The 17395-nt window shown below is 60.9% G+C and carries 12 protein-coding genes; 9 read left to right on the forward strand and 3 right to left on the reverse strand.

The features are described from left to right. The first annotated feature begins 97 nt into the window (after nt 1–97). Both OHL18_RS18520 and OHL18_RS18525 read left to right on the forward strand, forming a co-directional pair. A complete protein-coding gene (locus tag OHL18_RS18520) occupies nt 98–1774 on the forward strand; it encodes an ArnT family glycosyltransferase (protein ID WP_396274899.1) in 1677 nt (558 codons plus the stop codon). Nucleotides 1775–1866: 92 nt separating this feature from the next. Then, nucleotides 1867–2877, forward strand: a complete 1011-nt coding sequence (locus OHL18_RS18525; RefSeq protein WP_184213572.1) for a GNAT family N-acetyltransferase — start codon at nt 1867–1869, stop codon at nt 2875–2877. Nucleotides 2878–2881: 4 nt separating this feature from the next. On the opposite strand, the gene OHL18_RS18530 is transcribed toward OHL18_RS18525, so the two are convergent. Both OHL18_RS18530 and guaB read right to left on the reverse strand, forming a co-directional pair. Continuing rightward, nucleotides 2882–3424 carry a VanZ family protein gene (locus OHL18_RS18530; protein ID WP_263376359.1) on the reverse strand — a complete coding sequence of 181 codons (543 nt, stop codon included), beginning with the start codon at nt 3422–3424 and terminating at the stop codon, nt 2882–2884. Between the two features lie 85 nt (nt 3425–3509). After that, nucleotides 3510–5036 carry an IMP dehydrogenase gene (gene guaB, locus OHL18_RS18535; RefSeq protein ID WP_263376360.1) on the reverse strand — a complete coding sequence of 509 codons (1527 nt, stop codon included), beginning with the start codon at nt 5034–5036 and terminating at the stop codon, nt 3510–3512. A 223-nt stretch (nt 5037–5259) separates the two neighbouring features. Between guaB and OHL18_RS18540 the strand changes: the two genes are divergently transcribed. The 7 genes from OHL18_RS18540 to OHL18_RS18570 all read left to right on the forward strand — a co-directional run bounded on the left by OHL18_RS18540 (nt 5260) and on the right by OHL18_RS18570 (nt 15331). After that, nucleotides 5260–7692: a M1 family metallopeptidase gene (locus OHL18_RS18540; RefSeq protein ID WP_263376361.1), complete on the forward strand. Its 2433-nt coding sequence runs from the start codon at nt 5260–5262 to the stop codon at nt 7690–7692. Nucleotides 7693–7952: 260 nt separating this feature from the next. Further along, nucleotides 7953–8561: a ribosome maturation factor RimP gene (locus OHL18_RS18545; protein WP_263376362.1), complete on the forward strand. Its 609-nt coding sequence runs from the start codon at nt 7953–7955 to the stop codon at nt 8559–8561. Nucleotides 8562–8755: 194 nt separating this feature from the next. Continuing rightward, complete coding sequence (nusA, locus tag OHL18_RS18550; protein ID WP_263376363.1) at nt 8756–10387, forward strand: transcription termination factor NusA; 1632 nt, start codon at nt 8756–8758, stop codon at nt 10385–10387. 136 nt (nt 10388–10523) lie between these two features. Then, a complete protein-coding gene (infB, locus tag OHL18_RS18555; RefSeq protein ID WP_263376364.1) occupies nt 10524–13772 on the forward strand; it encodes a translation initiation factor IF-2 in 3249 nt (1082 codons plus the stop codon). Between the two features lie 289 nt (nt 13773–14061). Beyond that, nucleotides 14062–14685 (forward strand): DUF4238 domain-containing protein, encoded by a 624-nt coding sequence (locus OHL18_RS18560; RefSeq protein ID WP_263376365.1) that lies wholly within the window; start codon nt 14062–14064, stop codon nt 14683–14685. A gap of 86 nt (nt 14686–14771) precedes the next feature. Beyond that, nucleotides 14772–15005 carry a DUF433 domain-containing protein gene (locus OHL18_RS18565; RefSeq protein ID WP_263376366.1) on the forward strand — a complete coding sequence of 78 codons (234 nt, stop codon included), beginning with the start codon at nt 14772–14774 and terminating at the stop codon, nt 15003–15005. Further along, nucleotides 15005–15331: a hypothetical protein gene (locus OHL18_RS18570; RefSeq protein WP_263376367.1), complete on the forward strand. Its 327-nt coding sequence runs from the start codon at nt 15005–15007 to the stop codon at nt 15329–15331. The genes OHL18_RS18565 and OHL18_RS18570 overlap by 1 nt, the downstream gene beginning before the upstream one ends. A 7-nt stretch (nt 15332–15338) precedes the next feature. Here OHL18_RS18570 and OHL18_RS18575 read toward each other — a convergent pair whose 3' ends face one another. Then, the gene (locus OHL18_RS18575) at nt 15339–17381 is read right to left on the reverse strand and encodes a fused MFS/spermidine synthase (protein WP_263376368.1); all 2043 of its coding nucleotides are present in this window, start codon (nt 17379–17381) and stop codon (nt 15339–15341) included. Nucleotides 17382–17395 lie beyond the last annotated feature (14 nt).

The raw sequence follows: 17395 nt of genomic DNA on the forward strand, positions 1-17395 counted from the left end.
CAGCCCGGCCGCTCCCATGATCGAACACGGGGTGTTCGATCGACTCTCGTTGACGTCGCTGTGGGAGGCGGCCATCCTGCTGGCGGTCACGGCGTTCATGCTGCTCTATGGCCTGGTGCCGTTCTTCGGGGGCGACCAGTTGGGGCTGGTAGGCGCAGACGAGCCGCGCTATGCGCAGGTAGCGAGGGAGATGCTGCAGGCCCACTCCGACGCCTGCCACGAGGTCCACGCCCGCATCATCCCGCACAGCCTCAAACTTGATGACCTGGCCAATTCCCTGCACTGTCTGCAGGGCGGAAGCGTCACTCCCTTGCTGTATGGTCAGCCCTGGCTGGAGAAGCCCGCGCTCTATTACTGGCGGGCGATGAGCTTCTTCAAGGAGTTTGGCGTCTCAGACTGGTCGGCGCGGCTGCCGTCTTCGTCCGGCGCGGCGTTCCTGATTGCGTTAGTCTTTCTGCATCTCCGGCGCTTCCGGCCTGGCGGCCATCTCGATGCCGCGTTGATCACCGCTTCCTGCCTCGGCATCGCTGCCTTTGCGCGGGGAGCGTCTACCGACATGCAGCTTGCAGCTCCCTTCTGCATCGGGATGCTGGGGTGGTATGCCTGGTATGAGACCGGGAAAAAGTTCTGGCTCTTCGACCTCTACTTTTTTGGCGCCGCGGCGACGCTGGCGAAAGGTCCGGTCGCTCCTTTTCTCGCGCTCGTCATCATCTGCCTCTTCCTGGGCCTGCGAAAAGAGTGGGCGGTGCTGCGGCGAACCATCTGGTGGCCGGGCATCGTGCTCTACCTGGTGATGGTTCTGCCCTGGTACATCGCCGTGCAACACAGTAACCCGACGTTCTACCGGCAGTTCTTCCTGGAACACAATCTGGAACGGTTTGCCACCAACCGGTACATGCATCACCAGCCATTCTGGTACTACCTTGCCGTCCTCTTCATCGCGCTGATGCCGTGGACGATCCTTGGAATTCGCGCCCTGTTCGATGGCATCGAGGTCTCGGTCGCCGAGTGGGCAGCGCGCCGCAAGCCGATGCGTTATCTGGGCCACGGGCGCGCCGGCGACGCCTTCCCGGAGTTCCTCGTGCTCTGGGCCATCTTCCCGATCCTGTTCTTCTCATTTTCCGGATCGAAGCTGCCCGGCTATATCCTGCCTTCGATTCCGCCGCTGACAATCCTTACCGGTGATTACCTCTACCGCATCCGCCAGCGCGGCATGAGCGCGTGGCTGCTGTGGTCGCACGCCATCTGCTGCGCGGTGCTGGTCTTCGTTTTGCTGCTCGCTCCGCAGCACATGAAGTACGACACGCTGGTGCCGCCGAAGTTCTGGCTCGCGGTCGCAGGAGTCAGCGCTGCGTTCACGATCGCGATGGTGGTCTTCGTCGCCCGCCGCTGGGGAACGCAGCAACTCTGCAAGGTCTCTCTTGTGCCGGTGCTGGCGATGATGATCTTCCTGCTGGGCTTCCATGGACGCGAGCTTGACCTGAACTACTCCGCCCGTCCGCTGGCCCAGGAGATCGCGGCGCAGGCACCCACTGAGAAGACTGTCGCCGTGCTTGGCATCAAACGAGACATGGACTACGGTCTCGCCTTCTACCGCAACGAGCGGCTGGTCCACTACGACCACGATGGCGTTCCTGATGGCGAGCATCTGCTGGTAGTCCGCGCGAATGATACGGACGATCTGGCCCGATGGCTTACCGGGCGCGTGTACACGCCGCTCTTCCTCTACGACGCACAGGGTTTCGAGGTCTACAAGGTGCTCGCCCGGCAATGATGACGCCACGCCACTGCTTTGTGGATCGCTCCACGCTACCGTCTCTCTCGGGTGGCGGGAAGCAGTGCGGGTTGATGGAGGCGCAGCGCTAGATGCTTACCGTTCCGCAGCTTGAGGTCCTCGACATCCGCCACTTCACGGGCAAGCAGTTGCGTCCGCTTCTGGAGCACGAGGCGGTGACCTGGGAACACCGGCTGCGCTGGGACTATCGCAGTTCCACGGAACTGCTGCTGCAGTATCTGGACTCGCGCGTGCTGCCCGGGTTCGTGGCGCTCGATCGCGGCAAGATCTGCGGCTTCACCTTCTGCGTGTACGAAGGGCAAAAGGCGGTCGTCGGCGACGCTTATGCTGTTGGCTCGGCGGGTAACTCCGCTCTCGAGATGACACGGATGCTGCTGATGCATCTGCTCGAGGTGCTGATGCACGCGCCGAACATCTCGCGCATCGAGTCGCAACTGTTGCTCTATGACGAAGGCGCGACTTCGACTGTCTTCAGGGCTCAAGGATTCTCGATCTATCAGCGGCTGTTTATGGAGTGCGATCTGAGGTATCCCTCACCTGCCCTGATCTCGCTACGGTCTGGTTCGCCGGCGCGGCCTCTGCCCGGAGGGCTGCTCTTCCGGCAGTGGACGGGGACGTATTACCAGGCGGCGGCAGAGCTGATCCACCTCTGTTACACCTACGCTCCGCACGTTGATTCGATCATCAACGACCAGTACCGTTCGCTGCATGGCTCGCTTCGCTTCCTGCACAACATCGTCCGCTTCCCGGGCTGCGGCGTCTTCGACCCGGCTGCCTCGTGGATGCTGATCGACCCAGCAAACGGGCAGCTGCTTGGGCTGGTGCTGGCCTCGCGCGTCGCTCCCAGGGTGGCGCACATCACGCAGCTTTGCATCTCGCCGACGCTTCGCGGCCAGGGGCTTGCGCGCGCTCTTCTTATCCACGCGATGCAGCACCTGACGCATGCTGGATTCGAGGCCATGACCCTCACCGTGACCACCAAGAACGAGCCGGCTGTTCGCCTGTACGAGGGACTTGGCTTCGTCACCACGCATCGGTTCGATGCCATGGTGCTGGAGAAGACGGGTCAGCCAGGCCTTTAGAGCATCAAACTGCTACAACAACCGAAACGCGCGACCGGCGGATCCACCAGCCGATGCCCATCACGACTGCGCTAAGAACCAGTCCTCCGCTGGTATCCAGTAAAACGTCGGAGAACAGGCCCGTTCGCGACGGCAGGAAGCTCTGGTGTAGCTCATCGGCGCTGGCTACGAGAAACACCGAGAGCATTCCCGCCGCCCACGATCTCCAGCGCCACGCCGTCGTTCGCAGCGAAGAATCGCGCGCGAAGGTAAGCAGCCAGCCGCGCACGAAGAGCACGCACAACAGGCCATAGAAGCTGAAGTGCCCGGTCTTACGCATCAGGTGATGGAACTCTTCCCACGTGGGCGTGCTTATGTGGCCGACCAAACTCTCGACGATGGGCCGCAGCCAGTGGCTGGTGTTCGCCGAAGAGAAGGTCGGGGTGGACTCGGTTGCGATGATGGCTACGCCGACGAGCGCCGGGGTCCATATCTTGAGGAAGCGCCGCACGGCCCCGATGCGCTCGAGTGACTCCGCCGTGGGACGCTGCACAAAAACTGTCGGCATCTGCTCCTTATCGCTGGGATAGCCAGATCATCTTTCGGACGGGCAGGTCGATGCGCTACAGCTCTCGACCTGTCCGTCACCGTGGCTACTCAACGTGATAGTTCGGCGCTTCGCGGGTGATGATGACGTCGTGGACGTGGCTTTCGCGCAGGCCCGCGCCGGAGATGCGGATGAACTTCGCATTCTTCTGCAGCTCTTCGATGGTGGCGCAGCCGAGATAGCCCATGCCCGAACGCAAGCCGCCCACGAGTTGATAGACCATCGCTTCGAGCGGTCCGCGATGGGGCACGCGGCCTTCGATGCCTTCGGGAACGAACTTCGCGAGGCGATTCTGGGTGCTTCCCTCGCGCGCTGTAAGAGATGGACGCTCGCCGCTGGAGATTTCGTTCATGTCTTCCTTGCCCTGGAAGTAGCGCTCGCCCGAGCCCTGCGCCATGGCGCTGAGACTACCCATGCCGCGATACGCCTTGAACGACCGGCCCTGGTAGAGGATCGTCTCGCCCGGGCTTTCGTCGACACCGGCGAAGAGTGAGCCCATCATGCAGACGCTCGCGCCGGCGGCGATGGCCTTGGTGACGTCGCCGGAGTACTTGATGCCGCCGTCGGCGATGACGGCGATTCCGCGCTGGCTGGCCGCGCGATAGGCCTCGGAGATGGCAGTGATCTGCGGCATGCCAGCGCCGGTGACCATGCGCGTGGTGCAGATCGATCCTGGGCCGATACCGACCTTGATGGCGTCGGCTCCAGCGTCGATCAACGCCATGGCACCTTCATACGTCGCTACGTTGCCAGCCAGGAGATCGACATCCGGGAAGGCCTTCTTCACTTCGGCGACGGCTTCGAGCACGCGCGAGGAGTGGCCGTGGGCGGAGTCGATGGCCAGCGCATCGACGCGGGCGGCGACGAGCTCGGCGGCACGCTCAAGATAGTCGCCAGTTGCTCCGATGGCTCCGGCTACGCGGAGGCGGCCCTGCGCATCTTTCGCAGCGTTCGGATACTTCAGCTTCTTCTGGATGTCTTTTACGGTGATCAGGCCCTTAAGCTCGTACTCGTCGTTCACTACCAGCAGCTTTTCGACGCGATGCTGGTGGAGGATGTGCTCGGCCTCTTCGAGCGTAGTGCCGACCGGCACCGTGATGAGGTTCTTCTTCGTCATCACGGAGTCGATGGTGAGGTCAGTACGCGAGACGAAGCGCAGGTCACGGTTGGTGAGGATGCCAACGAGCTTTCTGTCCTTGGTGACGGGCACGCCGGAGATCTTAAACCGGCGCATCATCTCGAGCGCGGCGGCGATGGTCTCATCCGGGGAGATGGTCACAGGGTCGACGATCATCCCGCTCTCCGAGCGCTTCACCTTGTCGATCTCGCCGGCCTGCTGCTCGATCGAGAGATTGCGATGGACGACGCCGAGGCCACCCTGCTGCGCCATGGCGATGGCGAGGCGCGACTCGGTGACGGTGTCCATTGCTGCCGACATCAGCGGCGTATAGAGGGTGATCTTCTTGGTGAGCTGGGTGCTGGTGCTGACCTGCGTCGGAACGATATCGCTATAGGCAGGGACGAGGAGGACGTCATCGAAGGTTAGAGCTTCGGGAATGGGCGAACTGATCATGCTCTCTATTGTTGCATCGCTCACGCCACGATGAAACCACCGGAAGGTTACAGAACGCGAATGACGGCCAGATCGCCGCGTCCAGATCCAGCAAACCCACCCCGCGATCGTATCTTCGAGTCCCCCGCCGGGTGCGCGGGCGAGAAACATCAAGGAATAGGATTTCCGTTGCTCGGGTCGCAAGAAGTGAATACTATTCACCCATTCCAACGGAGACTCCGTCATGCTGAGCTTCAAGACCTTGTTTGCCGTTCTTTGCCTTTTGGGCCTATCTGCCACACCCGCTCTTATCCGCGCCGATACCATGCACCCAGTCCCGGAGATCAAGCCGATCGCAGGGGCACGACCTGCAAACTCCTCGCCGAACTACCAGACGCTGCGCTCGATCTCCGCCGACGGCGATGCGTTCAACGTAGAGGGTGTAACCCTGAAGCGCGATGCAGGAGAATTGACGCTACGCAAGGGCACTGTCTACCTCTACCCGCCGGTGAATGGGCACATTACCGGGGCCGTCTTCCTCGGCGAAGGGTCATTCCATCTGCTGCCACCCACCGCGGCGGAACAGAAGAGCCTGTCGCGGCTTACCAAGTCGAATGACATGAACCAGGACTTTTATAGCCTCGTTCTCCGCTTCACCGACAGCACCGCGGAAGAGCTGCGCAAGGCCGCTACGGGTGCCGCCGCCGGGCGCAACTCCACGGCCGATGGCGCGGCCGCTGGGCTGGTGAAGGCATTTCGCAAGAAGATCAACCTCAATCTCGACGCACGCATTCTCCAGGACGTCCTCTCAGACAAGCCTGGCGGCCTCTTCCTTGCGTCGTTCAAAGGCTCAGGTCTCTTCGGCCGCAGCATTCTTTACATGGTCGATCCGCAGGGAGCTCCCGCCGCTTCACCGGAGCAGGTCGAACTCGCGACCTACACCAACACCGACTTCGAGGTGTGGGCCGCGTTCGACCCCGCTACGCCCCCCGAACCCAGGCTTTACGGTAACCAGATCCATGTAACCGACCAGACGCTGGATGTCACCATCGATAAAACGGGCAAACTCTCCGCCTCCGCAATCACGACCTTCACCGCGCAGCATGAAAAGGTGCTTCTAGTTCCGCTGAACCTGCATCGTAAGCTGCGTGTCAGCGGAGTCTATGGGCCGACCGGCGTTCCGCTCGACTTCATCCAGGAAGGGCCGGAGGACGACCCGCAGTTCTCCATCCAGCTTGCGGAGCCGCTGGCACAGGGGAAGTCCATCTCTATCCGTACTGACTACAGCGGGAAAGACGTGGTTTACTCCGAAGGCGAGGGAAACTACTATCCTGCCGGAGATGCGCGGGAGAGCTGGTATCCGAACGGCTCCGAAGGTCTCGGAGGCTACTCCAACTTTCATATGACCTTTCACGTCCCGAAGGGCGTCGTGGCCGTCGCCACCGGGGAGCGCGTCTCTGCGGACGACAAGGGAGCATCGGCAGTCTCGGTCTGGCAGACGGATGCTCCCATCGCCGTGGCGGGATTCAATCTCGGCGAATTCAAGGAAGTCGATTCGAAGAGCGCTACCGGAGTAGGGATTGAAGCTTATGCGAACAATTCGATTCCCGAATGGGCAAAACGCTTTGAAAAGTCGGGAATTCTTGGGTCGATGAGCACCACGGTGGCACTCAAACAGACGGTCCAGCAGGCCGACACTGCCGTTGACATCTACACAAACTTCTTCGGGCCCCTTCCTTACAACCATGTGGCGCTGACCCAGCAGACCGCCTGCAACTACGGACAGAGTTGGCCGATGCTGGTCTATCTTCCAACCTGCGCCTTCTGGGACACGACGATCCTCGAGGACCTCGGCCTGCTACAAAGCGACCGCACTTACTGGACTACGGTGCTGCCGCACGAAGTCGCCCACCAGTGGTGGGGACAAACAGTCGGCTTTTCCAGTTACCGCGACCAGTGGATGAGCGAGGGTTTTGCAAACTTCTCCGCCTCCCTCTACCTGCTGTATACCGAACCGGACATGAAGAGTTACCGCGAGTACTGGTCGCTTCAGCGGCACCGCATCCTTGACAAGAATGCGAACGGCGTTCGTCCCATCGACGCTGGTGCCATCACCATGGGATATCGGCTCAACAATGAAAAGTCCGGCGAAAACATCTACTCGATGCTTGTCTACTCCAAGGGTGCCTACGTCCTGCACATGCTCGAAATGCTTTATTGGACCCCGGAGGCGAAAGAAGAGCCGTTAAAGAAGTCGCTCCACGAATTCGTGAGTACATATAAGAACCGCGCCGCCACAACGGAAGACTTCAAGGCGACGCTGGAACGGAGCATGCCGCGCCAGATGGACATTGATGGAAACAAGCGCCTCGACTGGTTCTTCAATGCTTATGTCTATGGAACAGCGCTTCCGCACTACGACATCTCGTCGGAGTTCACGAAAAATGGCGATGCGGATGCAGTCCACCTGAAACTGACGCAGAGCAACGTGACGGACGACTTTCACATGCTGGTTCCGGTCTACATCGACCTCGGGAACGGCAAGATCAGCCGCCTCTTCAATGTCTCCATGAAGGGGAACAAGACGCTCGACACGACGGTCAAATTAGGAAAGCTGCCTTCGCCCGCAAAACGACTGTTGGTGAACTACAACTACGATGTCCTGAGCGATAACTGATACTCGGGGCGGCGGCAGATCTTCCGTTGCCACCTGCCCGTCTCAGCAGACTCGGTACGCCCGCTTGAACCCTGGGTGCAGATGGATGTACACTCGTGGTTGCAGACGAATTTGTTCCGTCGTAGTACGACTCGTGAGCGCACCGGGAAAATGACGGAGGGGATGAGTGGGCCAAAGCCCACTTTTTATTTGCTCCAAAAAGCGTTTCCAATCTCCAGCGACGCGCAGCATAAGTGCAACAAAATCAACACCGAGAGACTATGGCAGTACAGGTAGACCAAATCCGGGCACTTGCCGAGCGCATCGCGGCCTCGCACCACCTGGAGGTGGTTGAGGTCGAGTTTTCGGGCGGAACGAAGTTCCGCACCCTCCGCATCTTTATCGAGAAAGATGCGGAAGCCCGGGCAAAGCTGGCGGAGATCGCAGCGTCCGGGGAAGCTCCGGAAGAGCTCGCTTCCCTGCCCAGCGGAGTTCCGGTGGAGAGGCTTTCGGGCGTGACGCATGAAGATTGCGAGGTGTTTGCTCGCGACTTTGGCACCGTGCTCGACGTGGAAGACCTGATTCCCGGGGCGGAGTACACGCTTGAGGTCTCCTCGCCTGGTTTGGAGCGGAAGCTCTCGAAGCCTGAGGAGTTTGCCAGATTCTGCGGGAGTCTGATCAAGCTGCAGACGTTTACGGCAGTCAACAGCAATCGGCACTGGCTGGGCAGGCTGACGAGTTTCAAGGATGGAGAGCTGACGATTGATCTGTCGGCGGTGAAGCAGAAGGGTAAGGCCAAGAAGGCGGCCGCATCGAAGGCCGCTGAGGAGCAGACGGTGACGATCGCGTTTGCCAATGTTGAGAAGGCGAATTTAGTCGCTGAGATTTAGTAAGGCGTGCTGGCTGCCTATGGGCCGCGTGAGATTTCTTACCGGGTCCCATGCATCGCGATGAAGCTGCGATGCATGGGGCACAAAGTATTGACACAGAGTGAGAAGAGTTCGCACAGGCAAGTTGGTGCGGAAAGACAATTGAATAGCACCGCTGCAACAGCAATGCTGCAGCCGAGAAGGACGAAAAGAAAATGGCAAGTGTTCTCTACCAATCGATCGAGACGTTGAGCCGCGATAAGGGCATCGAGCCTGCAGTCGTGGTTGGAGCTGTTGAAGACGCCATCGCCCTGGCCACGCGCAAGTACTACAAGACGCAGGAGAACATGCGCGGCGAGATGGACAAGGAGACGGGCGAAATCCGCGCCTATGTCTTCAAGACGGTCGTCGAGACGCCCGAACAGGTCGAGGACGAGGTCAATCAGATTCCCCTCGAACAGGCCCGCGAACTCGCACCCGAGGTTGAGGTAGGCGGCGAACTCCGCTTCTACAAGGACACCACGCCGCTCGGCCGCATTGCCGCGCAGATGGCGAAGCAGGTCATCTTCCAGAAGGTGCGCGAGGCTGAGCGCGACACCGTGTTCCTCGAGTACAACCACCGCGCGGGCGAGGTCCTGAACGCGACCGTGAAGCGCCTAGAGCCGATGGACGTGATCTTCGACCTCGGTAAGGCCGAGGCCCGCATGCCGAAGCGCGAGCAGTCGCGGCTGGAGCAATTCTCTGTGGGCGAGCGCGTTCGCGTGGTTCTGCTGCGCGTTGATCGCGCAGCCAAGGGACCGCAGGTGATCGTCTCCCGCGCCGCTCCCGCACTGGTGCAGAACCTCTTCCAGAGCGAAGTTCCCGAGATCTACGACGGGACTGTCACCATTCGTGCGATTGCGCGCGAGGCGGGTGAGCGCACCAAGATCGCTGTGATGTCGCGCGATAAGGACGTCGACCCGGTCGGCGCCTGCGTCGGCATGAAGGGCATGCGCGTGCAGTCGATCATTCGCGAGCTGCGCGGCGAGAAGATCGACATCATCGAGTTCTCGGAAGAGATCACCACGTTCGCGGAGAAGGCGCTGCAACCGGCGAAGGTCGCCCGCGTCTCCATCGTCGATCTCGCGGACAAGCAGATCGAAGTGATCGTGGACGACACCCAGCTTTCGCTGGCGATCGGCAAGAAGGGCCAGAACGTTCGTCTCGCCGCCAAGCTGCTGCAGTGGAAGATCGACATCAAGAGCGAGGAAGAGAAGCGCCAGGAGGTCGAGCAGCAGATGCACGCCATGGGCGGTGGCCCGACCACGCCGGTCGAGCAGATCACCGAGCTGGGCGAGACCATCCTCGAGAAGCTTATTGCCGCTGGAATTACGACGGTCGAAGAGCTGGCCGACATGACTCCGGAGCAGTTGGAAGAGGTTCCGGGCATCGGCGAAAAGACGGTCGAGAAGATTTCTGTCGCTGTTCGCCACTACTTCGGCCAGTACGAAGAGGGCGAGGCACGCCCGGTCGTCGCTCCGGTGGAAGGCGAGCAGGTAGCCGTTATCGAGGCTGCAGCATCAGAAGTTGAAGCTGTAGAGGAGGACACTTTGGCAAGCGATACCGAGACGAAGACGCCCGAAGAAGTTTTGGCTGAACGAGTAGGCACCGGCGACGTGGAAGAGGTAGCAAACCTCTCCGCTGAGGAATTGGCCGAGATTGAAGATCTCAACTCCGCGAACGACGGCTACTCTGACGCCGACAATCGCGAGGCACGGATTGAGCTGGAGAACGATGCCACCGACGAGCTGGTGAACGAAAGCCAGGAAGTCTCGGATGAGGGCATCGACGGGAACGACCGTGGTTAGCAGTTTTCGCCACGCACACATGGATTGCCTGGTTCGCGATGCCGCGATTTCAGGGATAATAGAGAATGCACCATATTCTTTCCACGACGGGGCTGATATGAGCAGCTAAGCGGCGCAGGGGAGCGAAAAGGGACGGATGACGAAGGTTCGAATTAACGATCTTGCAAGAGAACTAGAAGTAAAGAGCAAGCCGATTCTGGACGCGCTTGAAGCAATCGGCGTGTCCGGAAAGACGCACTCCAGTTCCATCGATCCTGGTCAGGCAGAGCGGGTTCGCGAATACTTCAAAAACGGCGGCCGTAGCAGCTCGCCGAAGTCTGCCCCGCCGGCGAAGCCTGCGTTTGACTTACGCGGCGTCTCGAAGCCCGGTGACGCTCTGAAGGCGATCCTAGAGCGCCGCAACGCCGAGGCCGCAGCCAAGGCTGCTCCACCAGCTCGCGGCCCTGTCGTCGTAGCCGGACCTGCCGCAAGTGCCGCAACAACGGCACCGGCACCCGTTCGCCCTGCAGTCGTGGTTCAACCTCCCGCGCCCGTCGCTTCGCGTCCGCCCGCACCGCCTGCTCCGGAAGCGCCCGCCCCGCGCCGCATCGTCCCTCTGCCTAACCAGGGAGCGCGCATCATCTCTCCGGCACCTTCTGCCGCTCCAGCGATCGCCAGCCGCCCGCCTGCCGGAACGGTTGTCGTCGCCCGGCCACCTGTTACAGGAGCCGCGCCGGCAGCAACTGCTGCACCAGTTCGCCCGGTAGTCGTTGCCGCGCCGCCTGTCGCACCTCCGGCCGCGCCGACCGTAACTGCACCTGTCTCCGAGACTCCCGCGGTGGCAAAGCCGGCCGCTCCTGTGGCTCCTGTCGCGGTAGCGCCCCCGGTGGTTGCGCCGGTTGCTGCTACTCCTGCCGCCCCGGAAGCAAGCGCGGCTCCGGTCGAAGCTGCGCCCGCGCCCGAAGCGGCAGCGCCCGCGCCAACCACACCTCCGCCGCCTCCCGGCCCTGCTCCGCGTCGCGTCATCATGCCGCAGACCGGACCCCGGCCCATTTACACGGCGCCGCCGCCGGTTCCAGGCGCTCCCCCGCGTAACCGTCCGATCTTCGAGCGTCCTCGTCCCGGCAGCGGCCCTGGCAACTTCTCCGGACCGCGTCCTAGCAGCGGCCCCATGGGCGGTCCTGGTGGACCGGGCATCGCCCCCGGCGCTCGCCGCCCCATGCACCCTACCCGCCCAGGCTTTGCCGGCCCTGGCGGAGCCCCACGCCCCGGCTTCACCCCTGGCGGTGCTCCTGGTGGACGTCCCGGCTTCCCCCCGCGTCCCGGAATGGGTGCGCGTCCTGGCGGAGCTCCTGGCTCCCCGATGCCCGGTCCAGGCGAGGGCATGCGCCCTGCCGCGCGTCCTGGCCAGCGTCGTGGAGGCCAGCGCTACGAGAAGGTGAAGGAAGGCCCGATGAAGGGCTTCCAGCCGCCACCGCGTTACGGCGGCCAGAGCTTCTCCCGCGAGCCTCTGCCGATCACCAAGACCATCACCGTCACCGAAGGCATCTCGGTCAAGGACCTCGCCGAAAAGCTCGACGTTCGCGGTAAGGATCTCATCGCTGTCCTGTTGATGAAGGGCGTCTTCGTCACCGTCAACCAGTCGCTCGATGGTGAACTCGTCAAGGAAGTGGCGCGTCAGTTCGGTGCCGATGCGACCGTCATCTCGGTCGAAGAACAGCTTGAGAACGAGGCCATCGAAGGTCTGCTCGAAGACACGACCGGCATGGTCGAGGTCGTCCGCTCGCCTGTCGTCACCGTCATGGGTCACGTCGACCACGGTAAGACCTCGCTGCTCGACGCCATCCGCTCCACCGACGTAGCCGCCGGCGAAGCTGGAGGCATCACCCAGCACATCGGTGCCTACAAGGTGAAGATCACCAAGCCGGACAGCCCAGCGTTCGGTCGCGAGATCGTCTTCCTCGACACCCCTGGTCACGAGGCCTTCACCCGCATGCGTGCTCGCGGAGCCAAGGTTACGGACATCGTTGTGGTCGTCGTCGCAGCTGATGACGGAGTCATGCCGCAGACCCTTGAAGCCATCGACCACGCGAAGGCGGCGAACGTGCCGATCATCGTGGCCATCAACAAGATCGACAAGCCCGAAGCGCAGCCCGACAAGATCAAGCAGCAGCTTGGCGAGCGCGGCCTCCAGCTTACAGGCTGGGGTGGCGATGTCGAGTACGTGGAAGTCTCCGCGAAGAAGCGCCTTAACCTCGACGCTCTCGAAGAGATGATCTGCTACGTCGCCGACACCAACGAGCAGAAGGCACAGCCTGAGCGTCCCGCAGTCGGTACGGTCATCGAAGCCAAGCTTGATCGCGGTCGCGGTGCAGTCGCATCGATCCTCGTACAGAACGGAACCCTGAAGCTTGGCGACAGCTACATCGTCGGCAACACCTTCGGTAAGATCCGCGCCATGTTCGACGATCGCGGTCGTCCTGTCACCGAAGCTGGTCCGTCAACGCCGGTCGAGATCCTCGGTCTCGAAGGCATGCCAGACGCGGGCGATACCTTCCTCGTTATGGCGGACCGCGACAAGGCCAAGGGCATTGCGCAGTACCGCAAGATGAAGGAACGCGAAGCCCAGCTTGCGAAGTCCTCGCGCGTCTCGCTCGAAGGCCTCGCCGAACAGATCAAGCAGGCCGGCATGAAGGACCTGAACCTGATCCTCAAGGGCGACGTGCAGGGCTCGGTCGAAGTTCTGGCCGATTCGCTCCAGCGCATGTCCACCGAGAAGGTTCGCGTTCGCGTCCTCCACTCCGGTGTCGGCGCTATCACCGAGTCCGACGTGCTGCTCGCGTCTGCCTCGAACGCTGTCATCATCGGCTTCAACGTCCGGCCCGACCGCAAGTCCGCGGAAGTGGCTGAGCGCGAGAACGTCGAGATTCGTCTCCACTCGATCATCTACGAGCTGCAGGATGAGATCACCAAGGCGATGTACGGCCTGCTCGAACCGGTCTTCAAGGAGAATTACGCTGGCCGCGCCGAGGTGCTCAACGTCTTCAAGATCACGAAGGTCGGCCAGATCGCCGGCTGCCGCGTGACCGACGGCATCATCAAGCGCAGCTCTCAGGCACGCCTGATGCGCGATGGCGTAGAGATCTGGAAGGGCAAGATCTCCTCGCTCAAGCGCTTCAAGGATGACGTCTCGGAAGTCCGCGACGGCGTGGAGTGCGGTATCGATCTGGCTGGCCACAAGGACATCCGCGTGGGCGACATCATCGAGACCTTCACCACGGAGAAGATGGCAGACGAACTGGGACAAAACACCGCCATCTTGAAGAAGCAGCAGCTTGCTGAACTGGCTGCCGCCAAGGCATCGGAGAAGACGGTGGAAGCGGCTGAGGCTTCGATCGCTAACTAGCTCCTTCAACTCTCGCATCGAGAAACAGGAATGGCCAGAGGATCACTCCTCTGGCCGTTGGCTTTGGCGCTAGACTATTTTCCAGATGGCCCACTTGCAAAAAACGACGAAGCGCCGTGACCACTATCTGCCACAAGGCTACCTGCGCGGGTTCATTGATCCTGTCCGTAAGGATAGGAACAAACCTCTTTGGCATTTTGATATGCACGCAGGATCATGGACCGAAAAAAGCACTCGGCAAGTTGGCTACGCTTAGGGATTCTACGACTATGCAAATGAATCGACTGAGTTGATATCTCCTGACAAGACCTTTGCTAGCCTTGAAAGGAATTTTCTGCTGGTCAGAGATAAGCTCATCGCCGATGAATTCAAGAACTGGCGAGAGGACCTCGATTTCCTTCTCTCTTTTATGGATATGATCCGGGCGCGGTCGCCGCTGTTCTTGGCCCAGAAGGAAGTCGATAACAGGGCCTTGAGAGGTTGGACAGTAAAGTCGGTTGGCCCCGGGCCAAATAAGATCACGCTGGAATCGATGGAAGCAGCACCCATGTCCGAAACATGGATTCGCAATCGGGCGATCGTCCAGATGAGGGAAGAAATTCTTAAAGGGCCTGCTTGGACGTTAAATTTTCACTGGTGCCTCAGATATACGAGGTCTACGACAGATCCGGTCATTACTTGCGATCATCCTGTGAGTAGCGCTGGCCCTCGCAACAGTCGTGAAACTTTTCTGAGTGATCCGGATACGTTCGTCTACCTTCCAATCTGCTGGCAGGCATGTCTGATTGGAAACCTCTGCAAGTTCGACGTAGACACAGACGAATTTGTCCCATCTACACTCAAATTCATTCGAGATTTATACCGCACCAATGCGTCGGAGTATCTGATTTCACCCCAGCCCATTTCTTTTTAGCGAAATATGTCCCTTTCGGGTTTGTGACCTCCGCAGATACAAACTTGACCTACGCAAGGTCTAAAATGACATTGAGGACTTGAAACATGCCGAACATGGACTGGTCACAATGCTCCGCTGTAGAAAGCATTCCCGGCAAGGTCAGCGGGGCGTGGGTCTTTCGCGGAACGCGTATGCCTGTCCAGACCGTCTTCGAAAACCTCGAGGCCGGAATGTCCGTCGATGAGATCACCGAAGTCTTCGATGTGACGGCTGAAGAAGTCCGATCTGTGCTGCGCTTTGCCGCCCAAAGCCTCACGAAAGCGCCAGCACACGGCTGATGAAGGTGCCCTTCGACAACGGCACGCCGAAGCCAATCGCCCGCAGTCTCATCGGCCACGAGATCGCTTTTGCCCGCCAGATCGGCTGGCACGAGTTGGAAAACGGCCAGCTCATTCAACAGGCCGAAGATGCCGGTTACGACGTGCTCCTCAGCACCGACAAGAACATCCGATACCAGCAGAACCTCTCACAGCGCAAGATCGCTCTAGTCGTGCTCGGCAATTCGCAATGGCCACAGGTTCGCCTGTGTCTTACCGAGATCGCCGCCGCAGTGAACGCAAGCCTGCCGGGCGGCTATGTCGAAGTTCCTATCCCATTCAAGTAGCCACTCGCTACCATCGCACCAGGCGAAGCAGGCTTGAGGCATCGTCCGTCCACGCCTTCAATCCTTTGACATCCTTCAGTGGAACCGCGGGTGCCAACTCCGGCTTGGCGAAGAGAGACGGGCTCTCGGTCAGCAGAATCCAGCTGGCCTGAAATTCGCCGCGCGGCTCAACGGCCATTGAAGTGATCCGCCTACCCTGCATACCGGACGCGTTTGCGAGTACGGCCAGCTCCGGTTCCAGATCGACATACTGGTTCGAGATGTGGAAGGCGAGTACGCCTCCGGGCGCGAGGTGGCGACGATAGATCGTCATCGCCTCGACCGTTAGGAGGTGAAGCGGGATGGCGTCGCCGGAGAAGGCGTCGATGGCGAGGACATCGAAGCCCTGCGGAGGTTCGTGCGCCAGGGATGCTCGCGCGTCGCCTTCGGTAAAGGCGAGCTTCGCCTTCGACTGCCGCAGGTAGGTGAACCAGTTCTCTGCGATGGGCCGGACGGCGGGGTTGATCTCGTAGAAGCGGATGCTGTCGCCGGGGCGGCCATAAGCGGCGATCGTTCCAATGCCTAAGCCGATAACGCCGATCTTTTGTGCGCGGTCGCCGCAACACGAGGCAAGGGCGAGGCCGATGCCTGAGTCCGGTGCATAGTAGGTGGTTGGCACCTGCATCAGGTTGTCCGAAAAGATCTGCGTGCCATGCACGATGCTGCCGTGCATCAGCGTGCGCATGGTGTCACCCATTTCGCTTGCGTCGCTCTTCACACGCAGGCTGCCATAGAAGTTGCGCTCACTGGTCAGAACGCTCTGCGAGTACCTCGTTGTAAGCGTCACGCAGAACCAGGCGAGGGCCACAGAGACCGCGCCCCACAGCAGCCGCTGCTTCCAGCCATCCTGCCAGCGCACGGCAAGCACTACTGCCGCAGTTGCGGCGAACGTCAAAGAGAGGTCGTAGTTGCCAGCAAAGACCATCGGCGCGACGACAGCGACCAGGAACGATCCGGCAGCTCCACCAGCGGCCATCGTGAGATAGAAGCGGGTGGCCTCGGCTGCGCCGGCTGGACGCAGGCGGTAGAGCTCCGTGTGACAGACCAGGCAGGCTGCGAGCAACTCTGCGAGAAACAGCCCGATGCTTAAGGCAATGGGGACGCGAAACTCCGGTCGCGTAAGGAAGTTGCCGAGCGCGTAGAGCAACACTGCGAGCACGCCCAGCAAACGAGTTCGCGGCAGCCAGCGTGAGCCTTGAAACGCGATCACGAAGGTCAGCAGATACGTCGCCAGCGGAAGAATCCAGAGCAGAGGGATGGCCGCGACGTTCGCCGTCATGTGTTCGGTCACGGCGCTTAGCTGCATCGCTCCAGCCATCGGCAGCAGGAGCCAGAGCAGCTTTGCACGAGCGGTCGATGCAGGTGCAGAAGGGCCGGAGTGGCCGACGGATACCCACTCATCGCGTGAGGCTAAGGCGCGATCAATGGGGAACGGGGTTGCGGCGGTTCGCCATGCAAGCCATGCGGAGATTGAACCGAATGCTGCAAAGCCTGCGACCCACGTGATGCGTTGAAGCCGTAGCGAGAGATTCGGTTCGATCACGCTGGGATACAAGGCAAGCGCGAGCAGCGATCCTATGTTCGATAGGCCGTAAAGTCGATAGGGGACGGTGCCGGTCTCGATTCGCAGCAGCCATACCTGGAGCAGAGGACTCGTCGAGGCCAGCGCCACAAACGGCAGGCCGATGGAGAGCGTGAGCCGAGCACAGAGGCTCGCCGCAGGATGTGACGCACTGACCGCCCATGGCTCCCGACCACTCGCCCACAGTCCCGCGCAGGCTACCGCTAGAGCAAGCAGCACCCAGTGGGCTCGCGGCCAACGTCTTCCGGCGACATCGCGAGCCAGCAGGTGAGCGTACAGATATCCAGCCAATAGAGCCGTTTGGAAGAAGACAAGGCAGGTCATCCAGACGGCGGATGAGCCGCCGAAGACGGGCAGCAACTCTTTGGCGGCCATCGGCTCGACGAGGAAGAGCAGGAACGCTCCAAGAAAGACCGTGCCCTGGAACATCGCTTTGAGGCTGC

Source organism: Granulicella aggregans (assembly GCF_025685565.1).
In the GTDB taxonomy this organism is placed as follows: Bacteria; Acidobacteriota; Terriglobia; order Terriglobales; family Acidobacteriaceae; genus Edaphobacter; species Edaphobacter aggregans_B.

Coding starts and splice junctions, on each gene's coding strand:
- OHL18_RS18520 (WP_396274899.1), top strand. CDS start 98: ATGCTGCTCTATGGCCTGGTGCCGTTCTTCGGGGGCGACCAGTTGGGG.
- OHL18_RS18525 (WP_184213572.1), top strand. CDS start 1,867: ATGCTTACCGTTCCGCAGCTTGAGGTCCTCGACATCCGCCACTTCACG.
- OHL18_RS18530 (WP_263376359.1), bottom strand. CDS start 3,424: ATGCCGACAGTTTTTGTGCAGCGTCCCACGGCGGAGTCACTCGAGCGC.
- guaB (WP_263376360.1), bottom strand. CDS start 5,036: ATGATCAGTTCGCCCATTCCCGAAGCTCTAACCTTCGATGACGTCCTC.
- OHL18_RS18540 (WP_263376361.1), top strand. CDS start 5,260: ATGCTGAGCTTCAAGACCTTGTTTGCCGTTCTTTGCCTTTTGGGCCTA.
- OHL18_RS18545 (WP_263376362.1), top strand. CDS start 7,953: ATGGCAGTACAGGTAGACCAAATCCGGGCACTTGCCGAGCGCATCGCG.
- nusA (WP_263376363.1), top strand. CDS start 8,756: ATGGCAAGTGTTCTCTACCAATCGATCGAGACGTTGAGCCGCGATAAG.
- infB (WP_263376364.1), top strand. CDS start 10,524: ATGACGAAGGTTCGAATTAACGATCTTGCAAGAGAACTAGAAGTAAAG.
- OHL18_RS18565 (WP_263376366.1), top strand. CDS start 14,772: ATGCCGAACATGGACTGGTCACAATGCTCCGCTGTAGAAAGCATTCCC.
- OHL18_RS18570 (WP_263376367.1), top strand. CDS start 15,005: ATGAAGGTGCCCTTCGACAACGGCACGCCGAAGCCAATCGCCCGCAGT.
- OHL18_RS18575 (WP_263376368.1), bottom strand. CDS start 17,381: ATGTTCCAGGGCACGGTCTTTCTTGGAGCGTTCCTGCTCTTCCTCGTC.